Genomic DNA, 19,935 nt, shown 5'->3' with positions numbered 1-19,935 from the left:
TGCGGCCGCAGGTCAACGACCGGGCGCTAGGCGGTAGTCTGCAGCCGCGCGCCTGCAAGCTCAGGTTGCAGCCGCAGGCGGTCGGCGCCGCTGAAACAAAGAAAACGCTTGTTGGTGGCCCGCCCAATGGTGCACAAACCCAGGCGCTGCGCCACCTCATGGCCCATCTGGGTGATGCCGCTGCGCGACACCACAATGGGAACGCCCATTTGAGCCGACTTGATCACCATCTCGCTGGTCAGGCGACCCGTGGTGTAGAACACTTTGTCCGCGCCACCCATCGCCTGGGCCTCCTGGAGCCACATCCATCCGGCAATGGTGTCAATGGCATTGTGGCGACCCACATCCTCCACAAACACCAGCATCTCCTCGCCGCGAAACAGGGCGCATCCATGCACGGAGCCAGACGACTTGTAAGTGCTTTCCTGCAGCCGGATGGCATTGACAATGCCGTAGAGTTGCCGCTGGCTCAGTGTCGCGGCTGGCAATACGAGCTTGTCCACTTCAGCCATCAGGTCGCCGAACACGCTGCCCTGTCCACAACCGGTTGTGACCACCCGCCTGGACGTGCGTGCTTCGATATCGGAAATGCCCTCTCGGGTCTTCACCGCCGCCGCGCCAACATCCCAGTCCACTGTGATGGATTCGACTTCCTCCACTGATTGCACCAGACGCTGGTTGCGCAGAAAACCCAGCACCAGCAGTTCAGGATGCGCCCCCAGAGTCATCAGGGTCACCAGTTCGCGCTTGTCGACATAGACCGTCAGCGCCCGCTCGGCAGGAATTGATGTCTCGTGCAGCTCGCCGTACTCGTTGACAGCATCAACTTCGCAGGTCAGCGGTGCATTCGCTTGAGTGAGAAAAGGCAGGGACATGAAAAAGAGACTACAACAAAAAAAGCCGCCACCTCGGGTGCCGGCTTTTCAAAACAACGACCTTGTCAGGGCTTCTTGGCAGGGGCAATGGCCGCGGCCGGCGTTGTGCTGCTGGGTGGGCTGGTCGCGGTCGGCGCTGCCGAATGGGCCCCCGCCGCCTCAAGCGGCTTGGTGGCCACCACTGGCACATAGGAAAAAGCGCCCGGATCGGCACAAGCTGGCATTGCGGTGGCCGGCTTGACATCCTTGTTGGCGGCTTTGGCCGTCTTGTAGTAGTGGGCGGCTGCCCGGTCCTGCGCCTTGCAGCTCAGGTAGGCATCAACCTTGCCGCTCCACGCGGCCTTGGCGGCAGCCTCGGCCGCCTTCGCTTTGGCTTCGTCACTCGGGGGTGGCAGCTTGGCCATCGCCAGTGCCGAGGCAGTAATCAATAGACTCGCAACCATCAGCTTTTTCATACGACTTATCCTCGATTTATACCTGTACGGTCTGGCTGGGCGGCAGCGGCTGGCTGCGCTGGGCAGGAATTTGGCCAGACTTCACGTCGTCATACCAGTATTCATGATGTTCTTTGGCCCAGGTCTCATCCACATAGCCGGTCTTCATGGCTTTGTAGGCCCCATCCATGCCGATGGTACCCATGTAAATGTGGCCTATAAACATGGCCATCATCAGGACAGTAGCCACCGCATGCACCATGTGCGTCACCTGCATGGTGCCGCGCTCGTACACCAGCCCGGGAACCAGCTTGTCCAGCACCAGGCCAGAGCCAACCACAATCAGCCCGAGGAAAAACACGCCGCCCCAGAACACGACTTTTTCACCCGCATTGAAGCGGTGCGAAGCCACTTCCCGGCCAGAGAACAGACCACCACCATGGGCCAGCCAGGTGACGTCTTCCTTGCGCGGCAGGTTGTCCTTGATGAAGGTACCAATCACCACCAGCAAGGACACGGCAAATACGGGCCCAGCGAAATTGTGGGCATTTTTGAGCAGATAGGCCAACCAGCCAAACAGCGTGCTGCCAAAAACGGGATGCAGGAAAAACTTGCCGAATGCCATCACCAGCCCGGAAATGGCAAGGATGCTGAAGGCGATGGCGTTGGCCCAATGCGCCGAACGCTCAAAGGGCGTGAAGCGCTCAATCTGCCGCCCGGTTTCGGCGCCGTGCAGCGGGAGGCTGCCCTTGCGCCAGTAAAACAGGGCAATGGCACCGACCACAATCAGCAACAAGGCGCCGCCGTAAGGAATGATCCAGTTGTTGCGCACTTGACGCCACGCCTCGCCCGCATTGGTCAGGCGAGAGCCGGGGTACTGCACGAAAGGCTGAATCAGGTTGCCTGCCTCGGGTGCTTCACTCTTGGGCAGACTGCTGTAGCCTGTGACGCCTGCGCCGACCTGGCGCCACATCGGTGCGTTGTTGCCCGGCTGCACCCTGGCACGCTCGGCGTTGGTTTGCGTCGCGTAGCCCGGTTCAGCGCTGGCATCCGGTTTCACTTCAAAAATATTCTGACTTTTGATGGCTCCCGCGTCAGCGGGCGCTGGCGCCGAAACCGGCGCCGCGGGGGCCGGCGCCTGGCTTTGCGCCATGGCACCACCGCCAAGCAGGGCCAGCAACAGGGCGGCAGAAAGGGCTTTTTTCATGGGGCCTCCTGTCAGTTCATCCGGCCGTAGTCATTCTGTCCCTGTTGGGTGCGGGCCTTCAGCTGCGACTCCCAGCCGGCCTTGTCGCCCTGCTTCCAGCCGCCCACCGCATAAGCCTTGCCAGTACCCTCATAGGGCGCTGCATCCTGCTTGCCCGCGCCAAGCGTTTGCGGCTTCTCGCCGCAAGCCGACAGTAACGCTGCCAGCGCGATCATCCATAACACGTGCTTCATGACTTCGCTCCTTCGGGGGCGACAACACCCGGCTGCCCGGCCTGCTTGGAACCGTAAGCCGTGCCCCAGCCCCAGACTTCGGCGCCTTTGCCACGCTTGAGCACGCGGTTACGGAAGATGTCTGCAACCACATCGCCGTCGCCGGCGATCAAGGCCTTGGTGGAGCACATTTCCGCACAGACCGGCAGCTTGCCTTCAGCCAGGCGGTTGCGGCCATATTTTTCAAACTCCGCCTGGCTGCCGTTGGCCTCGGGGCCGCCGGCACAGAAGGTGCACTTGTCCATCTTGCCGCGCACACCGAACGTCCCTTGCGACGGAAACTGGGGCGCGCCAAAGGGGCAGGCGTAAGAGCAGTAGCCGCAGCCGATGCACACATCCTTGTCGTGCAACACCACACCCTCGTCGGTGCGGTAAAAGCAGTTGACCGGACAGACCGCCATGCACGGCGCATCGCTGCAATGCATGCAGGCGACTGAAATGGATTTTTCGCCCGGCACACCATCATTCAGGGTAACCACGCGCCGGCGGTTGACACCCCAGGGCACCTCATGTTCGTTCTTGCAGGCCGTGACACAGCCGTTGCACTCAATGCAACGCTCGGCGTCACAGACAAATTTCATACGTGCCATATTCTTATCTCCTGATCATCGGTTGAGCCTGCGCTTACGCTCGCTCGACATTGCAGATGGTGGTCTTGGTCTCTTGCATCATGGTCACGCTGTCGTAGCCATACGTCGTGGCGGTGTTCACAGCTTCGCCGCGCACGATTGGCGCAGCCCCGGACGGGTAGTGGGCCAGCATGTCGGCACCCTGCCAGCGGCCCGAGAAGTGAAAGGGCATCCACACCGTATCGGGTCCCACCCGCTCGGTCACCAGTGCCTGAACATTCAGGCGTGCACCGGTAGGCGTGGACAACCAGGCCCGGTCGCCATTGCGGATACCGCGCTCAGCGGCCAGCTTGGGATTGATCTCGACAAAGGACTCCTGCTGCAACTCCGCCAGCCAGGGGTTGGAGCGCGTCTCCTCGCCACCACCCTCGTACTCGACCAGGCGACCCGAGGACATGATCAGCGGGAACTTCTCATGAACCTTGTCCGCAATATTTTTATCCTGAACTGTCTTGAACAGCGTGGGCAAGCGCCAGAACGCCTTCTTGTCGTCATGAGTCGGGTATTTGGCCACCAACTCGGGGTGGATACCATAAAGCGGTTCCCGATGTTGCGGGATGGCGTCCGGGAAGTTCCACACCACGGCGCGCGCTTTGGCGTTGCCAAACGGATGGCAGCCATGCACCTGCAGCACCACACGCTGGATACCGCCGGACAGATCGGTCTTCCAGTTCTTGCCCTCGGCTGCCGTCTTCTCGACGTCCGTGAGGTCATCCCACCAACCCAGCTTCTTCATCAGCACGTGATCAAACTCGGGGTAGCCGGTCGTGATGTCCGCACCCACGGAATGGGAGCCGTCCTCGGACAGCAGATTCTGACCTTCACGCTCCACCCCGAAATTGGCGCGGAAGTTGCCACCACCCTCCATCACATGTTTGGACGTGTCATACAAATTCGGCGAGCCGGGATGCTTGAGCGAAGGGTTGCCGTAACAGGGCCAAGGCAAGCCGAAGTAGTCACCGGTGAAGTCATACCCGGTTTCCTTGTCCTTGCCGCCCTTGGCCTTGAGTGTCTTCACATCGAACAGATGCATGTTGCGCATGTGGGCCTTCAGGCGCTCCGGGCTCTGGCCGGTATAGCCAATGGTCCAGACCCCGGCGTTGATCTCGCGCAGGATGTCCTCTGGCACGGGCTCATCCATGCCCTTGACCTTTTGCATCTTGTAGTTCTTGGACAGTTCCTTGCCAAAGCCCAATTTGTCGGCAAACTGCTGCATGATCATGTGATCGCTACGGCTTTCCCACAAGGGTTCAATCACTTTTTCACGCCATTGAATGGAGCGGTTGGACGCTGTGACCGAGCCACTCGTTTCAAACTGGGTAGCAGCCGGCAACAAGTACACGGCGCGGTTCGGGTTAAGGTCTTCAGCGCGGCCCGGCATCGCCGCCATGGCCGCCGTCGCCGACGGGTAGGGGTCCACCACGACCAACAGATCAAGCTTGTCCATGGCCCGCTTCATCTCCAGACCACGGGTCTGCGAGTTGGGCGCATGACCCCAGTAAAAGACGCCGCGCAGATTGGAGTCCTGGTCAATCAGTTCGTTCTTCTCCAGTACGCCATCAATCCAGCGCGACACGGTGATGCCGGGCTTGCTCATCATGGCGGGGGACGCGAACTGCTTTTTGATCCACTCAAAATCGACACCCCACACCTTGGCGAAGTGTTTCCAGGAACCTTCCACGATGCCGTAGTAACCGGGCAGCGAATCAGGATTGGGGCCGACGTCGGTGGCACCCTGCACATTGTCGTGTCCACGGAAGATATTGGTGCCGCCGCCGGACTTGCCGACATTGCCCAGCGCCAATTGCACGATGCAGGATGCGCGCACCATGGCGTTGCCAATGCTGTGCTGCGTTTGCCCCATACACCACACCAGGGTGCTGGGCCGGTTGTCGCTCATCATCTTGGCAACCCGGAATACCTGGTCTTCCTTGACGCCACAGGCCTCCTCCACCTTGTCGGGCGTCCACTTGGCCATCACTTCGGCCTTCACTTTTTCCATGCCATAGACGCGGTCGTTGATGTACTGCTTGTCTTCCCATCCGTTCTTGAAGATGTGATACAGCACGCCAAACAGGAAGGGAATGTCCGAGCCCGAGCGGATGCGCACAAACTCATCGGCCTTGGCCGCGGTGCGGGTAAAGCGAGGGTCGACCACGATCATCTTGGTGCCGCTCTCCTTGGCATGCAGCATGTGCAACATGCTCACCGGATGCGCCTCCGCTGCATTGGAGCCGATGTACAACGCGCACTTGCTGTTCTGCATGTCGTTGTACGAATTGGTCATGGCCCCGTAACCCCAGGTGTTGGCTACACCCGCCACCGTGGTGGAGTGACAGATACGGGCCTGGTGATCGCAGTTATTGGTGCCCCAGAAGCTGACGAACTTGCGCAGCAGGTAGGCCTGCTCATTGTTGTGTTTGGAGGATCCCACAAAGTAGACACTGTCCGGGCCGCTGGCCTTCTTCAGCTCCAGCATTCGCGCAGTGATTTCGGTCAGCGCGGTGTCCCAACTGATGCGCTCGTACTTGCCATTCACCAGCTTCATCGGATAGCGCAGACGGAACTCACCATGCCCGTGCTCGCGCAGTGCCGCTCCTTTGGCGCAATGGGCACCAAGGTTGATGGGGGAATCAAACACCGGCTCCTGGCGCACCCACACGCCGTTTTCCACCACAGCGTCCACCGCACAACCGACGGAACAATGGGTACAGACAGTGCGTTTGATCTCGATCTTTCCCTCCCCCACCGCGGCGGCACCTTGTGCCGCGCCGGCCTTCTTGACCAGCGTCAGCTGGGACGCTGCAAGCCCGACGCCAACCCCCAGACCAGAGCGACGCAAAAACGCCCGCCGGTCCATGGTGGGCAACGCCTGGGACAAGCCCCGGCGCAGACTGTGGACGAAAGGTGAACGGGCTGAGTTATCGGATGGACCCGATTTTTTTGTCAACAACATGGAACTCTCCAAAATCGGCGTGAGTCGGTTTGATAGGTAAATCAGACGAGCGTCGTCTTGTAATACTGTTTGACGTGTGCACTCAGGTGGTAGCCACCGCCTTTTTCAGGCGTCGCTTTCGGCGGCTGGTCTGCAACCGTTGCAACACCCTGGACTGACGGCATCAGACTGGCAACGGCGGCGATGGCACCCACCGTACTGGCGCCGGCGAACAGCGTGCGCCGCGACAACTTGCTCGTGGATTGACTCATGGCATGTCTCCTCAAATGTCCCACCTAGGAACTGAACTGCATATCAAAACTCGAGTCAATATACCGATGCCTGACTCTTTCAGCAAGTAGAAAGAAACCCTCGGAACACCTGGACCTGGTGAACCCCACCATTCGCCACTCACCCAACGAACGGCATCGCGCGGGCGTCCGTGCTGTGTGCAGAAAGCATGCCAGACACTACGTCCATGCCATGCGCCATACAAATCAACGAGTTCTCGCTTTGTTGCCCTGCAGCATTGCTTTCTGGCGCGACAACTTGTCAAGCCCTTTGCGACAAGTTGTCGCATTGGAAATCCTGCTGTCTTCGGCGCAGGAACAGGTCCCTGTCGAAGACCCCTGTTGCTGATGCGCTGAAAAACATTTGTCCAAGTCAATCCGCAGGATGTCCCGATAGAATTTGGACTCCCTAGATTGACTACTTTGACTCAAGCCCCCCCTTCCCCAGCGAATGACAAAGCCGCAGAAGGCTGGCCTTTCTGGTCCATCCTGATCGTGGATGACGAGCCAGGGATGCGGAACTTCCTCGTCAAGACACTGGTCCCGCGCTGTCATTCCGTGACGAGCGCCGGCAGCGCGGAAGAAGGCGCCGAAATTCTGCGCGACCACCACGTCGACCTGATCATCCTGGATATCTCGCTGCCCGGCCGCAATGGGGTGAGCTGGCTCAAGGAGCTGCGCGAACAGGGGTTTACGGGCCAGGTCATCCTGATCACCGCCTTTGCCGACCTGGACACCGCCATCGAGGCGCTGCGCGCGGGCGCGTCCGACTTCATTCTGAAACCCTTCCGGGTGCCGCAGATCCTCAATGCCGTCAAACACTGCCATGAGAATTCCCGCCTGGCGCGGGAAAACTATGTGCTCAAACACACCCTGTCCGCAAGGCAGGATACCGGCAGTCGCCTGGTAGGCCACTCGGCTGTCATGCGCCAGCTGTCGCAGTCGCTGGAGCGGGTCGCTGCGGTCAACAGCACCGTGCTGCTGCAGGGCGAATCGGGCACCGGCAAGGAGCTGGTCGCCCACATGCTGCATCACTCAAGTCCGCGCGCCCAGGGGCCGTTTGTGCCAGTCAACTGTGCCTCCATGTCGCCCGAGCTGATCGAAAGCGAGCTCTTCGGTCACGCCAAGGGCGCCTTTACCGGCGCGATCAAGGCGCGCGATGGACTGTTTTATTACGCCCAGGGCGGCACCCTGTTCCTGGACGAAGTGGCTGATCTGCCTCTGCCCTTGCAGGCCACCCTGCTGCGCGCTCTGGAAGACCTCAAGATCCGGCCCGTTGGCAGCGAGAAGCTGCTGCCGGTGAACGTACGCATCATTGCCGCCACCAACCGCTCCCTGGTGGAAGAAGTGGCCGCCGGACGCTTCCGCAAAGACCTGTACTACCGGCTGCAGGTGGTGGAAATCACGCTGCCGCCCCTGCGCGAACACAAGGAAGACATTGCCGACCTGGTGCGCCATTTCATGGCTCAGCTGGCCCCCGTGTTGGGCGTGGCGCCGCTGGACATCACGCCTGCCGAGATGGACTACCTGATGCAATACGACTGGCCCGGCAATGCCAGGGAGCTGCGCAACCTGATCGAGCGTTCCCTGATCCTGGGCACGTTGAATGTATCGGCCCTGTATGCGCAGGGCCACCGGGCGTCACCCACGCCATCCGCTCCCCACCAGGAGCGCAGGACCACCGACCTGCAGACACTGGAGAGACTGCATATCTGCACCATCCTCGACTCGGTCCAGGGCGACAAAACACGGGCCGCCCAACTGCTGGGCATTTCGCGGCGCACGCTGGAGCGGCGCTGCGCCGAATGGGCCGTGACGTGAAGCCAGGGGTTCCGACGCTTGCGACCCTGTTGGCCTTGCTGACGCCACGCTGGATCAGTCACTCCATCCGCAACAAGCTGCTGGCCATGGCACTGCTGCCTTTGCTGGTGGTGCTGCCACTGCTGGTGGGCGCGCTCGTCATCTGGGGCAATGCGGCCTATGACCGGCTGCTGATCACCAAGGTACGCAGCGACCTGGCCGTGGCGCGCGGCTACTTCGGGCAGGTTCTGGGGGAGGTCGGGTCCGGCACACTCGCCGTTTCGGCGTCGCACACGCTGCATCTGGCGCTGGCTCAACAAGACTTGCAGGGCCTGCAAGCCCTGCTGGCCAGGGAACGGAGCCGACTGGGTTTTGACTTCATCAATCTCTACAGCCCGCAAGGCATCCTCCTGACGGCCGACTGGACTCCGCCGAATCAGCCTGCCCCCGCTGCCGACGCGCTCCTGACGGGAGGCGCAGCGGCCAGAGCGAGCGTTGATCAAGCGGCAACCGGGCACGCCAGCCTGGCCCTGCTCAGTGCCGCCGACCTGCTGGGCCTGGCGCCCCACCTTGCGCAGCGCATACACATCCCGCTGATTGCCACGCGCGGCGCAGCGCCGGTCCATCGCAGCGTCGAAGACCGTGCCCTGGTCATGCTCTCGACCACCCCCGTACTGGGCTTGCACGGTGAAACACTGGCACTTGTGCGTGGTGGCGTGCTGCTCAACCAGAACCTGCACCTCATCGACCATATCAACCGCATCGTGTACCCCGACGGCTCACTCCCGTTTGGCAGTCACGGCACGGCCACGCTGTTCATGGATGACGTCCGCATTACCACCAATGTGCGCCTGTTCCAGGACCGGCGCGCCATCGGCACCCGCGTCTCGCAGGCCGTGCGCGATGCGGTGCTCCAGCGCGGCGACACCTGGCTGGATCGGGCCTTTGTGGTGAACGACTGGTATGTATCGGCCTACGAACCCCTGACGGACGCAGCAGGCCGGCGCGTTGGCATGCTCTATGTGGGCTATCTGGAAGAGCCGTTCCGCCTGGTGAAGTACAACATGCTGGGCCTCATCGGTGGCATCTTCCTGTTCGTGATGGTGCTCGCCGCCCTGTTCTCGGTACGCTGGGCGCGCAGCATCTTCAAACCCGTGGAACAGATGAACCGCACCATGCAGCACGTGGAAGAAGGCGACACCGGCGCACGTGTCGGGGCTGTCGAGGCACGCGACGAGATTGGTGTGCTGTCCAACCACCTGGACCAATTGCTCAATGTGATTGACGACAAAACGCAGGCGCTGCAGCGCTGGGCGGGCGAACTCGATGCGAAGGTGATAGAGCGCACCCGCGAACTGGCCCAGAGCACCGCTTCTCTGCAGCAGGCCCAGCAGCAACTCGTCAAGTCCGAAAAGCTCGCGGCCATCGGCCAGTTGACCGCCAGTGTGGCGCATGAGATCAACAACCCGATTGCTGTCATGCAGGGCAATCTGGACCTGATGCGCGAAACGCTGGGCGAACATGCCAGACCGGTGGCCGCCGAACTCCGGCTGATGGACCAGCAGGTGGAGCGGATGCGCCTGATCGTCACCCAGTTGCTGCAGTACGCCAGGCCCACGGAATACGCCGGTTACGTCGAGACCGTGGATGTCAACCGCACCCTCGACGACTCACTGGTGCTGGTGGGACATCTGCTGGCACACACCGGGATCGAGGTGGTGCGCCAGCTGCGGGCCACCACCATGGTGGGCATCAACGCCCAGGAGCTGCAACAGGTCGTGATCAATCTGCTGATCAATGCCATCCAGGCCATGCCCGAAGGCGGCACCCTGCTGCTGCGCACCCGAGACGAGGTCGATGCGCAGGGCTGCCCGGGTGTCGTCATTGAGGTCTGCGACACCGGTGCCGGACTGAGCCCGCAAGTGCATGAACAACTGTTCCGCCCTTTCTTCACCACCAAGAATGATGGCAACGGGCTGGGCCTGTGGATCAGCGTGGGGCTGGTTGAGCGCTATGGCGGCAGCGTCAGTGGCGCCAACCGGCGCGAACGCGGGGAAGACTCGCCGGGCGCAGTCTTCAGCGTCTGGCTGCTGAGCGAACCGCAATCGCCTGAAGATCAGGAAGGCGAAACCGGCGTTTCCACCTGAGTTGGCAAACGCTCCGGCGCCGGTTCAGGCCAGCATGTCAAAACCCTGGGCTTCCACGCCCATGAAGGCCCGGGTGAGCTCGGCGAGCGCGGCATAGAAACGGGCCTTCGGATGCTTCTGCAGGTCATCGCACATCATCATCACCCAGGGCTGCATGTGATTTGCAAAGAACTCGCGCTGACGGGTGAGATTGGCCACGGCCACATCGTCACCCGCAATCAGGTAGCGCATCACTTCGCACAGGTAGGCAAAGTGGTCTTCTGTCTCGGACATGCCCTCATCGCGCGCCAGACCCAGTTGAGCCAGCTCGGTGCGCAGCCTGGCCAGCGGCTTTTCGTTCAGAAAGCCACTCAGGAAATGAGAGCCGTAAAGGTAGACCTCGGGCTTGCCCATGCCGCCAAACAACGTGTTGTATTCGCTTTGAATGGCCTGATCCGTCATCTCGCGGGCGACGCCCACCAGGGCGCGCCAGGGTTCTTCCAGAAAGGCGCCGGCCGCCGGGGCCTCAGTCGCTGCAGCGCGTAGCTGCGCTATCAATTCAGTAGCTGGTGACGCATAGTACAAGAGGGCTAGCAGCCCATAAAGCTCTGAACGGGCGGTTTCTTCGTCAAGGGCGCTGGTCAGCGCGGCGTTGGGCGCAGGCATCATGGTCAGAGGTCCGTAATTTTTGTTTCGTTCTCGGCCGAGTAGATATCGATCACCCGGCAGTCCCCGCACATTTTCAGGCGTTCCAGCGCCGCGCCCTGGAACATGCTGTGACCGCTGAGTTTGCCCAGCATGGCTTCAATGGCCTTGAGCGTGCCAAAGGGCTTGCTGCAGCGCACACAGGCATAAGGCTTCATCTCGTTGATCACGACCGCTTCTCTGCGCTGGGGTGTCAGGTTCAGTTGCGGAACCAGGGTGAGTGCCTTCTCCGGGCAGGTCGTGACGCACAGGCCACACTGCACACAGTTCTTCTCGATGAACTTGAGCTGGGGTGACTCCTGGTTGTCCTGCAGGGCACTGGCGGGACAGGCGTTGATGCAACTCAGGCACAGAGTGCAAGCGTCCTTGTCAAGCTTGAGGGCGCCCAGCGGCGAGCAGTAGGCGGGCAAGGCAATGACCTCCGCTTTGACCGGGGCGTGCTCGATCAGATGGTCCAGCGCCAGTTCCAGCGTGGCCCGCTTGTCGGACTGCACCGCAAAACTGGCGCTGCGGCTGACGCATTGGGCAGGAGCGGCCTGCAGATCGCCATCGAGCGCCGCCAGATCGCGGGCATCCCGGGCATGCAGCACACGGAAATGCTCGCCCTGGTAACCCAGCCCCGCCAGAATGGCTTGCGCCACCGCCATCTGGCTGCGAATCGCCTCATGGTATTGCGGCGCTTCTTCGTCGGTCATCAACACCCAGACCTGCGAGGCGCCATAGGCCACCGCCGTCAGCCAGACCTCCAGGCCGAGCGAAGAGGTATGCCACAGTGCCATGGGCATCACGCGGGCCGGCACGCCATGGGTACCACCCCGGGTGCCACGGTCAAGTTGCGCGGCACGCCCCAGATCACCCAACAGACGCGCGCCACCCTCCTGGCTGTGCAGCAACAGCGCGGCGTTTTTTCCACCGCTGCGGGCATAGGTGCTGAGCAGGGTCTTGATCTTGACGCCCTGCTCACTGGCGCGCGGATAGGCATAGGTCAGGGCACCGCTGGGGCAGACCGTGGTGCAGGTGCCGCACCCCACACACAGATTGGGATTGACCTTGATTTGCTGACGATCGCGCTCGCTGCTGATGGCGGATGCCGAACAGACGTCGATACAGGCATGGCAACCGGTTTTGTCATTGCGGCTGTGGGCGCAGAGCTTTTGTTTGTAGACAAAGAACTTGGGCTTTTCAAACTCGCCGACCAAGGCACGCAAATGCATCAGGGGCTTGGCGTCATGGCCGTCCCAGCGCAGGTAGCCCTGGGGCAAGGCGTGCTGACTGAACGCCGGTGTGGCCCGCAAGTCAAGGACCAGATCAAACGTCTCACTTGACGTCTCGGGCTGGCGCCTGAAATCAATGGCGCCCGCGACTTTGCACACGGTGACACACGCCCGGTGCGATTTGCACAGATCGGCGTCAATCTGATAATCAAATCCAATGGCATCTTCCGGGCAGGCCGCGAGACAGGCGTTGCAGCGCGTGCACAGGTCCAGATCGATCGGGTTGTTGCGCAGCCACTTGAGCTCGAAGGCACCTAGCCAGCCCGCCAGCGACTGAATCTGGCCGCCCAGCACCGGATGACGCCGCTCCTGCATGGCACCGAGATCGCCCGCACCTTGCGTGAACAGCGTGATGTCGAGGTCATCACCCAACAGGTCGGCGGCACGCTCGGCAGCGCCCAATGGCCCAATGATCAGCAAGCGCCCTGCACTCTTGTAAGTGACCGTGGCGACTGGCTCGGGTTCGGGCAGATGGGCTGCCGCCAGCAGCGCCGCGATTTTGGGGCTGGCAAGGGCCGCACCTTTGCTCCAGCCCCCGGTCTCACGGATATTCACAAACCGGATGGGAGAGACCGCGCCGGCGGACTGTTCGGCCAATTCGGCGAACAAGCGCTTTTCCTGGGTGCAAGCCACCACCACGTCCTCGCCCGACTGGAGGGCCTTGATGAAGGCGCCCGCCTCGCGGCGGCACAAGGTGGAGTGAAGCGTCAGGTTTTCATTCAGTGCCGCGCCCAGGCTCTTGGGGTCCAGCGGCATGGTTTGGTTGCAGTCGCAAATCAGTGTGGTCATGTGCTATGCCCCGCGCTTGGGGCGTGTTGTCTGTAAGGTGATCGGTGCCAGTTGGTGGCGGCTGCATGGACTGTGCCACGGAATGATCAACAGGGGTATTGGCATCATCCCGTACCAGGTCTTCTGTCTCGTTTTTCGCCTCTTCGTCAAACAGCTTGAGAAACTTGGCGCTTGCCATTTGACGCAGCATCGATGCGGGCAAGGGGTCTGGTTTGGAATAGTCGTCAATGTAGATGTCCAGGCGATCCATCACGTTGTAGTGAGGATCGGTAAACAGCTTCTTCATCGCGGCGTTGCGCACCTCCGGCGCAACATCACGCGCCACAAAGGGAGCGAAATTGGACTGGGGCGTGAGTTCTTTCACGTCCTCCATGGTCGGTGGTGGTGCGGCAGGTGCCTGCGCTGCCAGCGCGGCTTCAGTCTCTTCTGCTGTCGCCACCTGCGGTGGCGCCACCGCAGGCGCAGGCTTGGCGACCGGTTCAGGTTCGTCCAGCGCCTTGCCCTCACGCACCGCCTGCTTGCGCTGCGACCAGCGGCCCAGAAAACTGTCAGCCATGGCCGCCCCCTGACTTCTTTTCGGTCGTGATGGACACCGGATTGCCAAAGCGGTCGGTCAGGGAGCGAAAGCTCTCCGGCCGCTTGCGCCGTTTCGGTTCGATCACATGGTGCTCATCCACAAAAGCCTGCAGCCATGCGACGACCGGCGCCGGCGCCGGGACCTGCTCCACGGTTTCCTGCGCATCCAGCCAGCGGCCTGCATCGTGGTAGCTCAGGCTCACCATCACGGGATTGGGCTTGGGCTCATCGGCAGTGGCGGACTCTTCTTCCATGCGCCACAACACAAACCAGCAAGGCGCCTGGGTCGTGACATTGAGGTAGTAACCTTCCCCATCGTCTTTGAACAATTCGACCGGGTAGCCCGGATACAGCCAGCGCTCTTCGCTATCATTTTTGTAGAGAAGACGCGGTGCGGTGCCAAAACCGTCCTCGTGCGCCACCACGTCCGCCAGCATCCAGCGCCAGGGTTGCCAGCGGCTCGCCGGGCCGGTGACGCGTTCGCGCCGCATCACCACGGCCACTTCAATCGTCGGGCGTTGAGTCATATCGTTGGGTTTCCGGTTTGGCGGATGGGCTCAATGCACACCGCGCAGTATTTGAATTCGGGTATTTTGCCGATGGGGTCGAGTGCCGGGTTGGTCAGCAGATTGGCCGCCGCCTCACGGTAGGCAAACGGCATGAACACCGTGCCGTCAGGCGTGCCGTCATCGCGGCGCAAACACACCTTCACCGCGCCCCGGCGCGAGCGCAGAGCAACCAGGTCCCCGGCCTGGATGCCGAGGCGCTCCAGCTCGCGCCCGTTAACCGAGGCCGTGGCCACCGGCTCCAGCGCGTCCAGCACCTTTGATCGCCGCGTCATGCTGCCGGTGTGCCAGTGCTCCAGCTGGCGACCCGTGATCAGCACCAGTGGGTAAGCCTCGTCCGGCTTTTCGTCGGCCAGCCTCAATGTCGTGGGTACCAGATGCGCACGGCCGTCGCTGGTGGGGAAATGGTCGGTGAACACGGTGGGCTGACCCGGGTCATCGGCACTCAGACAGGGGTAGGTCACACTGCCCTGCACCTGCAGACGCTCCCAGGTGATGCCGCCAATGGCCGCGTGCATGGCCTGCCGCATTTCTTCGTAGACCGCCGCCACACCGTCATGTTCACCTGCGTAATTCCAGTCCAGGCCCATTCGTTTGGCGATCTGCTGGATGATCCAGAGATCGGGCCGGGCGTCCCCCGGCGGGTCAATCGCCTGGCGGCCCAGCTGCACCATGCGGTCGGTGTTGCTCACCGAACCGGTTTTCTCCGGCCAGGCGGTGGCGGGCAGCACCACATCCGCCAGCCACGCGGTCTCGGTCATGAAGATATCCTGCACCACCAGGTGCGAGAGCGACGACAAGGCGCGGCGCGTATGGTTCAGGTCGGGGTCGCTCATGGCCGGGTTCTCACCCATGATGTACATGCCGCGCACCTTGTGCGGATCACTCTCGGGGGCCAGCACCTTGCGCATGATTTCCACCACGGTGTAACCCGGCTGGTCGTCGAGCTTCGTATTCCAGAAATCCTCAAACCATTGATGGGCCGCCGGATCGGTCACGCGCTGGTAGTTGGGAAACATCATGGGGATCAGACCCGCATCGCTGGCACCCTGCACATTGTTCTGTCCGCGCAAAGGATGCAGGCCGGAGCCCGGTTTGCCGATCTGGCCCGCCACCATGCACAGGGCAATCAGGCTGCGCACGTTGTCGGTACCGTGCACATGCTGGCTGATGCCCATGCCCCAGAAGATCATGGCGGCCTTGGCCGTGGCATAGGCGCGCGCCACTTCGCGGATGGTGGCCGCCGGTACGCCACACACCGGCGCCATCGCCTCGGGGCTGAACCCCTGCACACCGTCGCGCACCGCCTCAAAATTGGAAACCCGGGTCGCGATGAACGCGGGGTCGGTCAGACCCTCTTCAATGATGGTGTGGATCATGGCGTTGATCAGCGCCACGTCGGTGTCGGCCTTGAATTGCAGGCTGCGCCATGCATGCTTGCCCAGGTCGGTGCCGCGCGGGTCCGCCGTCACGATCTTCAAGCCGCGTTTGACCGCATTTTTTATCCAGGTAGCGGCCACCGGATGGTTGCCTGATGGGTTGCAGCCGATCACCAAGACCAGCTCGGCGTGGTCCACATCATTCACCTGGTTGCTCACCGAGCCAGAGCCGACGCCTTCGAGCAGCGCGGCCACGCTGGAGGCGTGACACAGGCGCGTGCAGTGGTCCACATTGTTGGAGCCGAAGCCGGTGCGCACCAGTTTCTGGAACAGGTAGGCTTCTTCGTTGCTGCCTTTGGCCGAACCAAAGCCGGCCAGGGATTTCACGCCAAACCTGTCGCGCAGCTGTTTGAGCTGGCCACCGGCCAGGTCCAGCGCCTCGTCCCAGCTGGCTTCCCGGAACACGCTGGCCCAATCCGCCGGGTCGCGCGACACCATGGTGTCCTTGGGAACATCGGCACGCCGAATCAGGGGTTTCGTGAGCCGGTGCGGGTGGTGCGCATAGTCAAAACCAAACCGGCCCTTGACGCACAGCCGGCTCTGGTTGGCCGGGCCATCGCGCCCGTCGACGCCGACAATTCTGTTGTCCCTGACCTTGTAGCTCACCAGACAGCCGACGCCGCAGAACGGGCACACCGAGTCCACGGTTTTGTCGACACGCTGCGATCCGATCAGGGTCTTGGGCATCAAGGCGCCCGTGGGACAGGCCTGCACACACTCGCCACAGGCCACGCAGGTGCTGTCACCCATCGCATCGTTCAGGTCAAACACGATCTCGCTGTGCGCGCCGCGCCGCGCATAGCCAATCACGTCATTCACCTGCACCTCACGGCAGGCGCGCACGCAGCGGGTGCATTGAATGCAGGCATCCAGGTTGACCACCATCGCAGGATGCGATTCGTCATGCCAGCCCGGATGCGACACGGCGGTCTTGGGCTGGGCACGACGCAGTGCTTTGAGTTCGGGTCGCACCGTGACGTTCAGGCGTGCCGACCAGTCACTCAGTTTACCGTGCTGGCCGACAGACTCGGGCCGCACGGCGCTGCCGGCCCCGGCGTCATCTTTGTCGTTGTCGTTCCACTTGTAGCCGGTATCAGGCATGTCCGACAGCAGCATCTCCAGCACCATCTTTTGGCTCTTGAGGGCGCGCTCGCTTTGGCTCCGCACGTCCATGCCGCTCGTGACGTTGCGGCAGCAGCTGGGCGCCAGGGTGCGCTCGCCTTCGATTTCCACGACACAGACGCGGCAGTTGCCGTCGGCACGCAGACCGTCCTTGAAACACAGGTGCGGGATGTCGACGCCGTGACGCTGCGCGGCTTTCAGAATGCTTTCGCCTTCTCTCGCCTGAACGGAGGCGCCATTGAGCTTGAAATCAACCAGGCTCATTGCGCCCCCCAATCTCATGCGCAAAATACTGCTGCACGCAGCGCACCGGATTCGGCGCCGCCTGCCCCAGGCCGCAAATGGAGGCATCCGCCATGACGGTGTTCAGGTCTTCCAGCGTGGCGTTGTCCCAGACCGGCGCTTCCATCAGTTGTGCGGCTTTGGTGGTGCCGACGCGGCAGGGGGTGCACTGGCCGCAACTCTCGGCCGCAAAAAAACGCATGGCATTGAGGGCGGCGTCACGCGCCCGGTCATGCTGGCTCAACACCACGATGGCGGCTGAGCCGATGAAGCAGCCATGGGGCTGCAGCGTGTCGAAGTCGAGCGGAAGCTGGTTCAAGCTGGCGGGGAGAATGCCACCCGATGCGCCACCGGGCAGGTAGGCATAAAGCGCATGGCCCTCCAGCATGCCGCCGCAATGCTCATCGATCAACTCCTGCACGGTGATGCCGGCCGGGGCCAGCTTGACGCCCGGCTGCTTGACCCGTCCACTGACGCTGAATGAGCGCAAGCCGTGGCGGCCATGACGACCGAAGTCACTGAACCACTGTGGGCCTTTTTCAACGATGTCGCGCACCCAGTACAGCGTCTCGAAGTTGTGTTCCAGCGTCGGTTTGCCAAACAAACCCACCTGCGCAACATAGGGTGGACGCAGGCGGGGCTCGCCCCTCCTGCCTTCGATGCTCTCGATCATGGCGGACTCTTCACCGCAGACATAGGCCCCGGCACCCCGGCGCAACTCGATGTGGGGCAGCGGACAGGGCGGATCGGACTGCAGCGCCTCGATCTCGTTCAGCAGCATCTTGCGCGCGTCGTGGTATTCGTCGCGCAAGTAGATGTAGCAGGCCTCGGTACCCGTGACCTGGGCCGCAATCAGCATGCCTTCCAGAAAGCGGTGCGGGTCCCGCTCCAGGTAAGTGCGGTCCTTGAAGGTGCCCGGCTCACCTTCGTCGATGTTGATGGCCATCACACGGGGGGCCGGTTGATCGCGCAGGATGCGCCATTTGCGTCCGGCGGGGAAACCCGCACCACCCAGACCCCGCAGGCCAGAGTCTTCCATCGCCCGGATCACTGCTTCGGCCGGTTCTTCACCATTCACGACTGCAGCGGCCAGCGCGTAGCCGCCTTGTTGCCGGTACGCCTGAAACGCTATGAAATCAGTAGCTACCTGCGCTTTATTGACGGGGGCTGCAGCCTCATTTGACTCATATTCAACCGCCTCCAGCACGACAGGCACGGTAGCCTGTGGCAGCGCTGTCTGGCCCACCAGCACGGCGGGCGCCTGCTCACACCGGCCCAGACAGGGCGCCGCGATCACGCGAACCGTATCGCCCAACAAACCGGTCAGGCGGGTCATCAGCTCAGCCGACCCGGCCATCGCGCAACTCAGGCTGTCGCACACCCGCACGGTCAACGCGGCGGGGGTCTGGTCATCGCGCAACACCTCGAAGTGGTGGTAGAACGTGGCCACCTCATAGACCTCGGCCAGCGGCAGTTTCATGTCGCCGGCCAGCGCCACCAGGTGGCGCTCGAACAGCCCCCGGTAATGGTCATTGAGCTGGTGCAGGTGCTCGATCAGCAGATCCCGGCGATGCCCGCCCGGCCGCGGCGTGCCGATCTGGGTACGCACCTCCTGCAGCGATATATCGTCGGGCTGCCGCCCTTTGAGCTGCGACACCCGGCGCGCTGATCTGCGCAACTGATCAGGCGTCGCCAGGACCACCGTCGTCACCGGTGCTGCATTGGGCAAAATGACAGGCTGCATGGTGAACAAGCTTACCAAGTCACCAAATAATGGCAAGCCCCGTTCAGGTGTCTTTGGATATCTTGATCGACGGAAACTTGGAAGAAAAATCCTTGTTCTTGGCTGCGATGGACACCGCCACCTTGCGCGCCACCGCCTTGTAGATGCCCGCCACCTCGCTGTCGGGGTCGGACACGACGGTGGGTTTGCCACTGTCAGCCTGCACCCGGATCTGCATGTTGAGCGGCAAGGCGCCCAGGTAGTCCATGCCGTATTCAGCGGCCATCTTGCGGCCGCCATCGGCGCCAAAGATGTGCTCCACATGCCCGCAGTTGCTGCACACGTGCACCGCCATGTTTTCCACAATGCCCAGAATCGGCACGCCGACTTTCTCGAACATCTTGATGCCTTTCTTGGCGTCGAGCAGGGCGATGTCCTGCGGCGTCGTAACGATCACCGCACCGGTCATGGGCACGCGCTGGCTGAGCGTCAACTGGATGTCGCCGGTGCCGGGGGGCATATCGACAATCAAGTAATCCAGATCGCGCCAGTTGGTTTGCCGCAGCAGCTGCTCCAGCGCTTGCGTCGCCATCGGACCACGCCAGATCATGGCTTCGTCTTGCGCCACCAAAAAACCGATCGACATGACCTGCACGCCATAGTTCTCCAGCGGGTCCATGGTCTGACCGTCTTCACTCTCGGGGCGGCCCTCAATGCCCATCATCATCGGAATGCTGGGGCCGTAGATGTCAGCATCAAGCAGGCCGACACTGGCGCCCTCGGCGGCCAGCGCCAGGGCCAGGTTGACCGCCGTGGTGCTCTTGCCGACACCGCCCTTGCCGGAGGCCACTGCCACAATGTTTTTGACCTTGGGCAGCAACTGGACGCCGC

16 protein-coding genes are annotated in these 19,935 nt (G+C 62.1%); 2 read left to right on the top strand and 14 right to left on the bottom strand.

The features are described 5' to 3' along the window. Positions 1-26: 26 nt before the first annotated feature. From Q7T10_RS04100 to Q7T10_RS04070, 7 genes are all read right to left on the bottom strand, one after another. Positions 27-875: a formate dehydrogenase accessory sulfurtransferase FdhD gene (locus Q7T10_RS04100; protein WP_304746212.1), complete on the bottom strand. Its 849-nt coding sequence runs from the start codon at positions 873-875 to the stop codon at positions 27-29. Between the two features lie 65 nt (positions 876-940). Beyond that, entirely contained in the window at positions 941-1,330 is a 390-nt protein-coding gene (locus tag Q7T10_RS04095) for a hypothetical protein (protein WP_304746210.1), read from the bottom strand. A 16-nt stretch (positions 1,331-1,346) separates the two neighbouring features. Beyond that, the gene (locus tag Q7T10_RS04090) at positions 1,347-2,516 is read right to left on the bottom strand and encodes a formate dehydrogenase subunit gamma (protein WP_304746208.1); all 1,170 of its coding nucleotides are present in this window, start codon (positions 2,514-2,516) and stop codon (positions 1,347-1,349) included. A gap of 11 nt (positions 2,517-2,527) precedes the next feature. After that, entirely contained in the window at positions 2,528-2,749 is a 222-nt protein-coding gene (locus Q7T10_RS04085; RefSeq protein WP_304746206.1) for a hypothetical protein, read from the bottom strand. Next, entirely contained in the window at positions 2,746-3,378 is a 633-nt protein-coding gene (gene fdh3B / locus Q7T10_RS04080) for a formate dehydrogenase FDH3 subunit beta (RefSeq protein WP_304746204.1), read from the bottom strand. Before fdh3B ends, Q7T10_RS04085 begins: the two co-directional genes overlap by 4 nt. A 34-nt stretch (positions 3,379-3,412) precedes the next feature. Beyond that, complete coding sequence (locus Q7T10_RS04075; RefSeq protein WP_304746202.1) at positions 3,413-6,373, bottom strand: formate dehydrogenase subunit alpha; 2,961 nt, start codon at positions 6,371-6,373, stop codon at positions 3,413-3,415. A 41-nt stretch (positions 6,374-6,414) separates the two neighbouring features. Then, positions 6,415-6,624, bottom strand: a complete 210-nt coding sequence (locus Q7T10_RS04070; protein ID WP_304746200.1) for a formate dehydrogenase — start codon at positions 6,622-6,624, stop codon at positions 6,415-6,417. Positions 6,625-7,056: 432 nt separating this feature from the next. Here Q7T10_RS04070 and Q7T10_RS04065 point away from each other — a divergent pair, with 432 nt between their 5' ends. Together Q7T10_RS04065 and Q7T10_RS04060 are read left to right on the top strand one after the other, a co-directional pair. Beyond that, a complete protein-coding gene (locus Q7T10_RS04065) occupies positions 7,057-8,463 on the top strand; it encodes a sigma-54-dependent transcriptional regulator (RefSeq protein ID WP_370653726.1) in 1,407 nt (468 codons plus the stop codon). Then, a complete protein-coding gene (locus Q7T10_RS04060) occupies positions 8,460-10,589 on the top strand; it encodes a cache domain-containing protein (protein WP_304746198.1) in 2,130 nt (709 codons plus the stop codon). The genes Q7T10_RS04065 and Q7T10_RS04060 overlap by 4 nt, the downstream gene beginning before the upstream one ends. A 24-nt stretch (positions 10,590-10,613) precedes the next feature. Here Q7T10_RS04060 and Q7T10_RS04055 read toward each other — a convergent pair whose 3' ends face one another. The 7 genes from Q7T10_RS04055 to apbC all read right to left on the bottom strand — a co-directional run. Continuing rightward, positions 10,614-11,234, bottom strand: a complete 621-nt coding sequence (locus Q7T10_RS04055; protein ID WP_304746251.1) for a molecular chaperone — start codon at positions 11,232-11,234, stop codon at positions 10,614-10,616. A gap of 5 nt (positions 11,235-11,239) precedes the next feature. After that, positions 11,240-13,336: a 4Fe-4S binding protein gene (locus Q7T10_RS04050; RefSeq protein ID WP_304746196.1), complete on the bottom strand. Its 2,097-nt coding sequence runs from the start codon at positions 13,334-13,336 to the stop codon at positions 11,240-11,242. Next, positions 13,263-13,892: a DUF3306 domain-containing protein gene (locus Q7T10_RS04045; RefSeq protein ID WP_304746194.1), complete on the bottom strand. Its 630-nt coding sequence runs from the start codon at positions 13,890-13,892 to the stop codon at positions 13,263-13,265. Before Q7T10_RS04045 ends, Q7T10_RS04050 begins: the two co-directional genes overlap by 74 nt. Further along, positions 13,885-14,439, bottom strand: coding sequence for a DUF3305 domain-containing protein (locus Q7T10_RS04040; protein ID WP_304746192.1), 555 nt, complete (start codon positions 14,437-14,439; stop codon positions 13,885-13,887). Before Q7T10_RS04040 ends, Q7T10_RS04045 begins: the two co-directional genes overlap by 8 nt. Then, complete coding sequence (gene fdhF, locus Q7T10_RS04035) at positions 14,436-17,303, bottom strand: formate dehydrogenase subunit alpha (protein ID WP_304746190.1); 2,868 nt, start codon at positions 17,301-17,303, stop codon at positions 14,436-14,438. Before fdhF ends, Q7T10_RS04040 begins: the two co-directional genes overlap by 4 nt. Next, on the bottom strand, positions 17,290-19,065 hold the full coding sequence (locus tag Q7T10_RS04030; RefSeq protein ID WP_304746188.1) for an NADH-ubiquinone oxidoreductase-F iron-sulfur binding region domain-containing protein: 1,776 nt from the start codon (positions 19,063-19,065) through the stop codon (positions 17,290-17,292). The genes fdhF and Q7T10_RS04030 overlap by 14 nt, the downstream gene beginning before the upstream one ends. Before the next feature lie 43 nt (positions 19,066-19,108). Then, on the bottom strand, positions 19,109-19,935 hold an 827-nt coding region (apbC, locus tag Q7T10_RS04025; protein WP_304746186.1), incomplete at its 5' end, for an iron-sulfur cluster carrier protein ApbC.

The sequence above is a fragment of the Rhodoferax sp. genome, assembly GCF_030646845.1.
Lineage (GTDB): Bacteria > Pseudomonadota > Gammaproteobacteria > Burkholderiales > Burkholderiaceae_C > Rhodoferax.
This window is presented reverse-complemented; position numbering and strand designations above follow the sequence as displayed.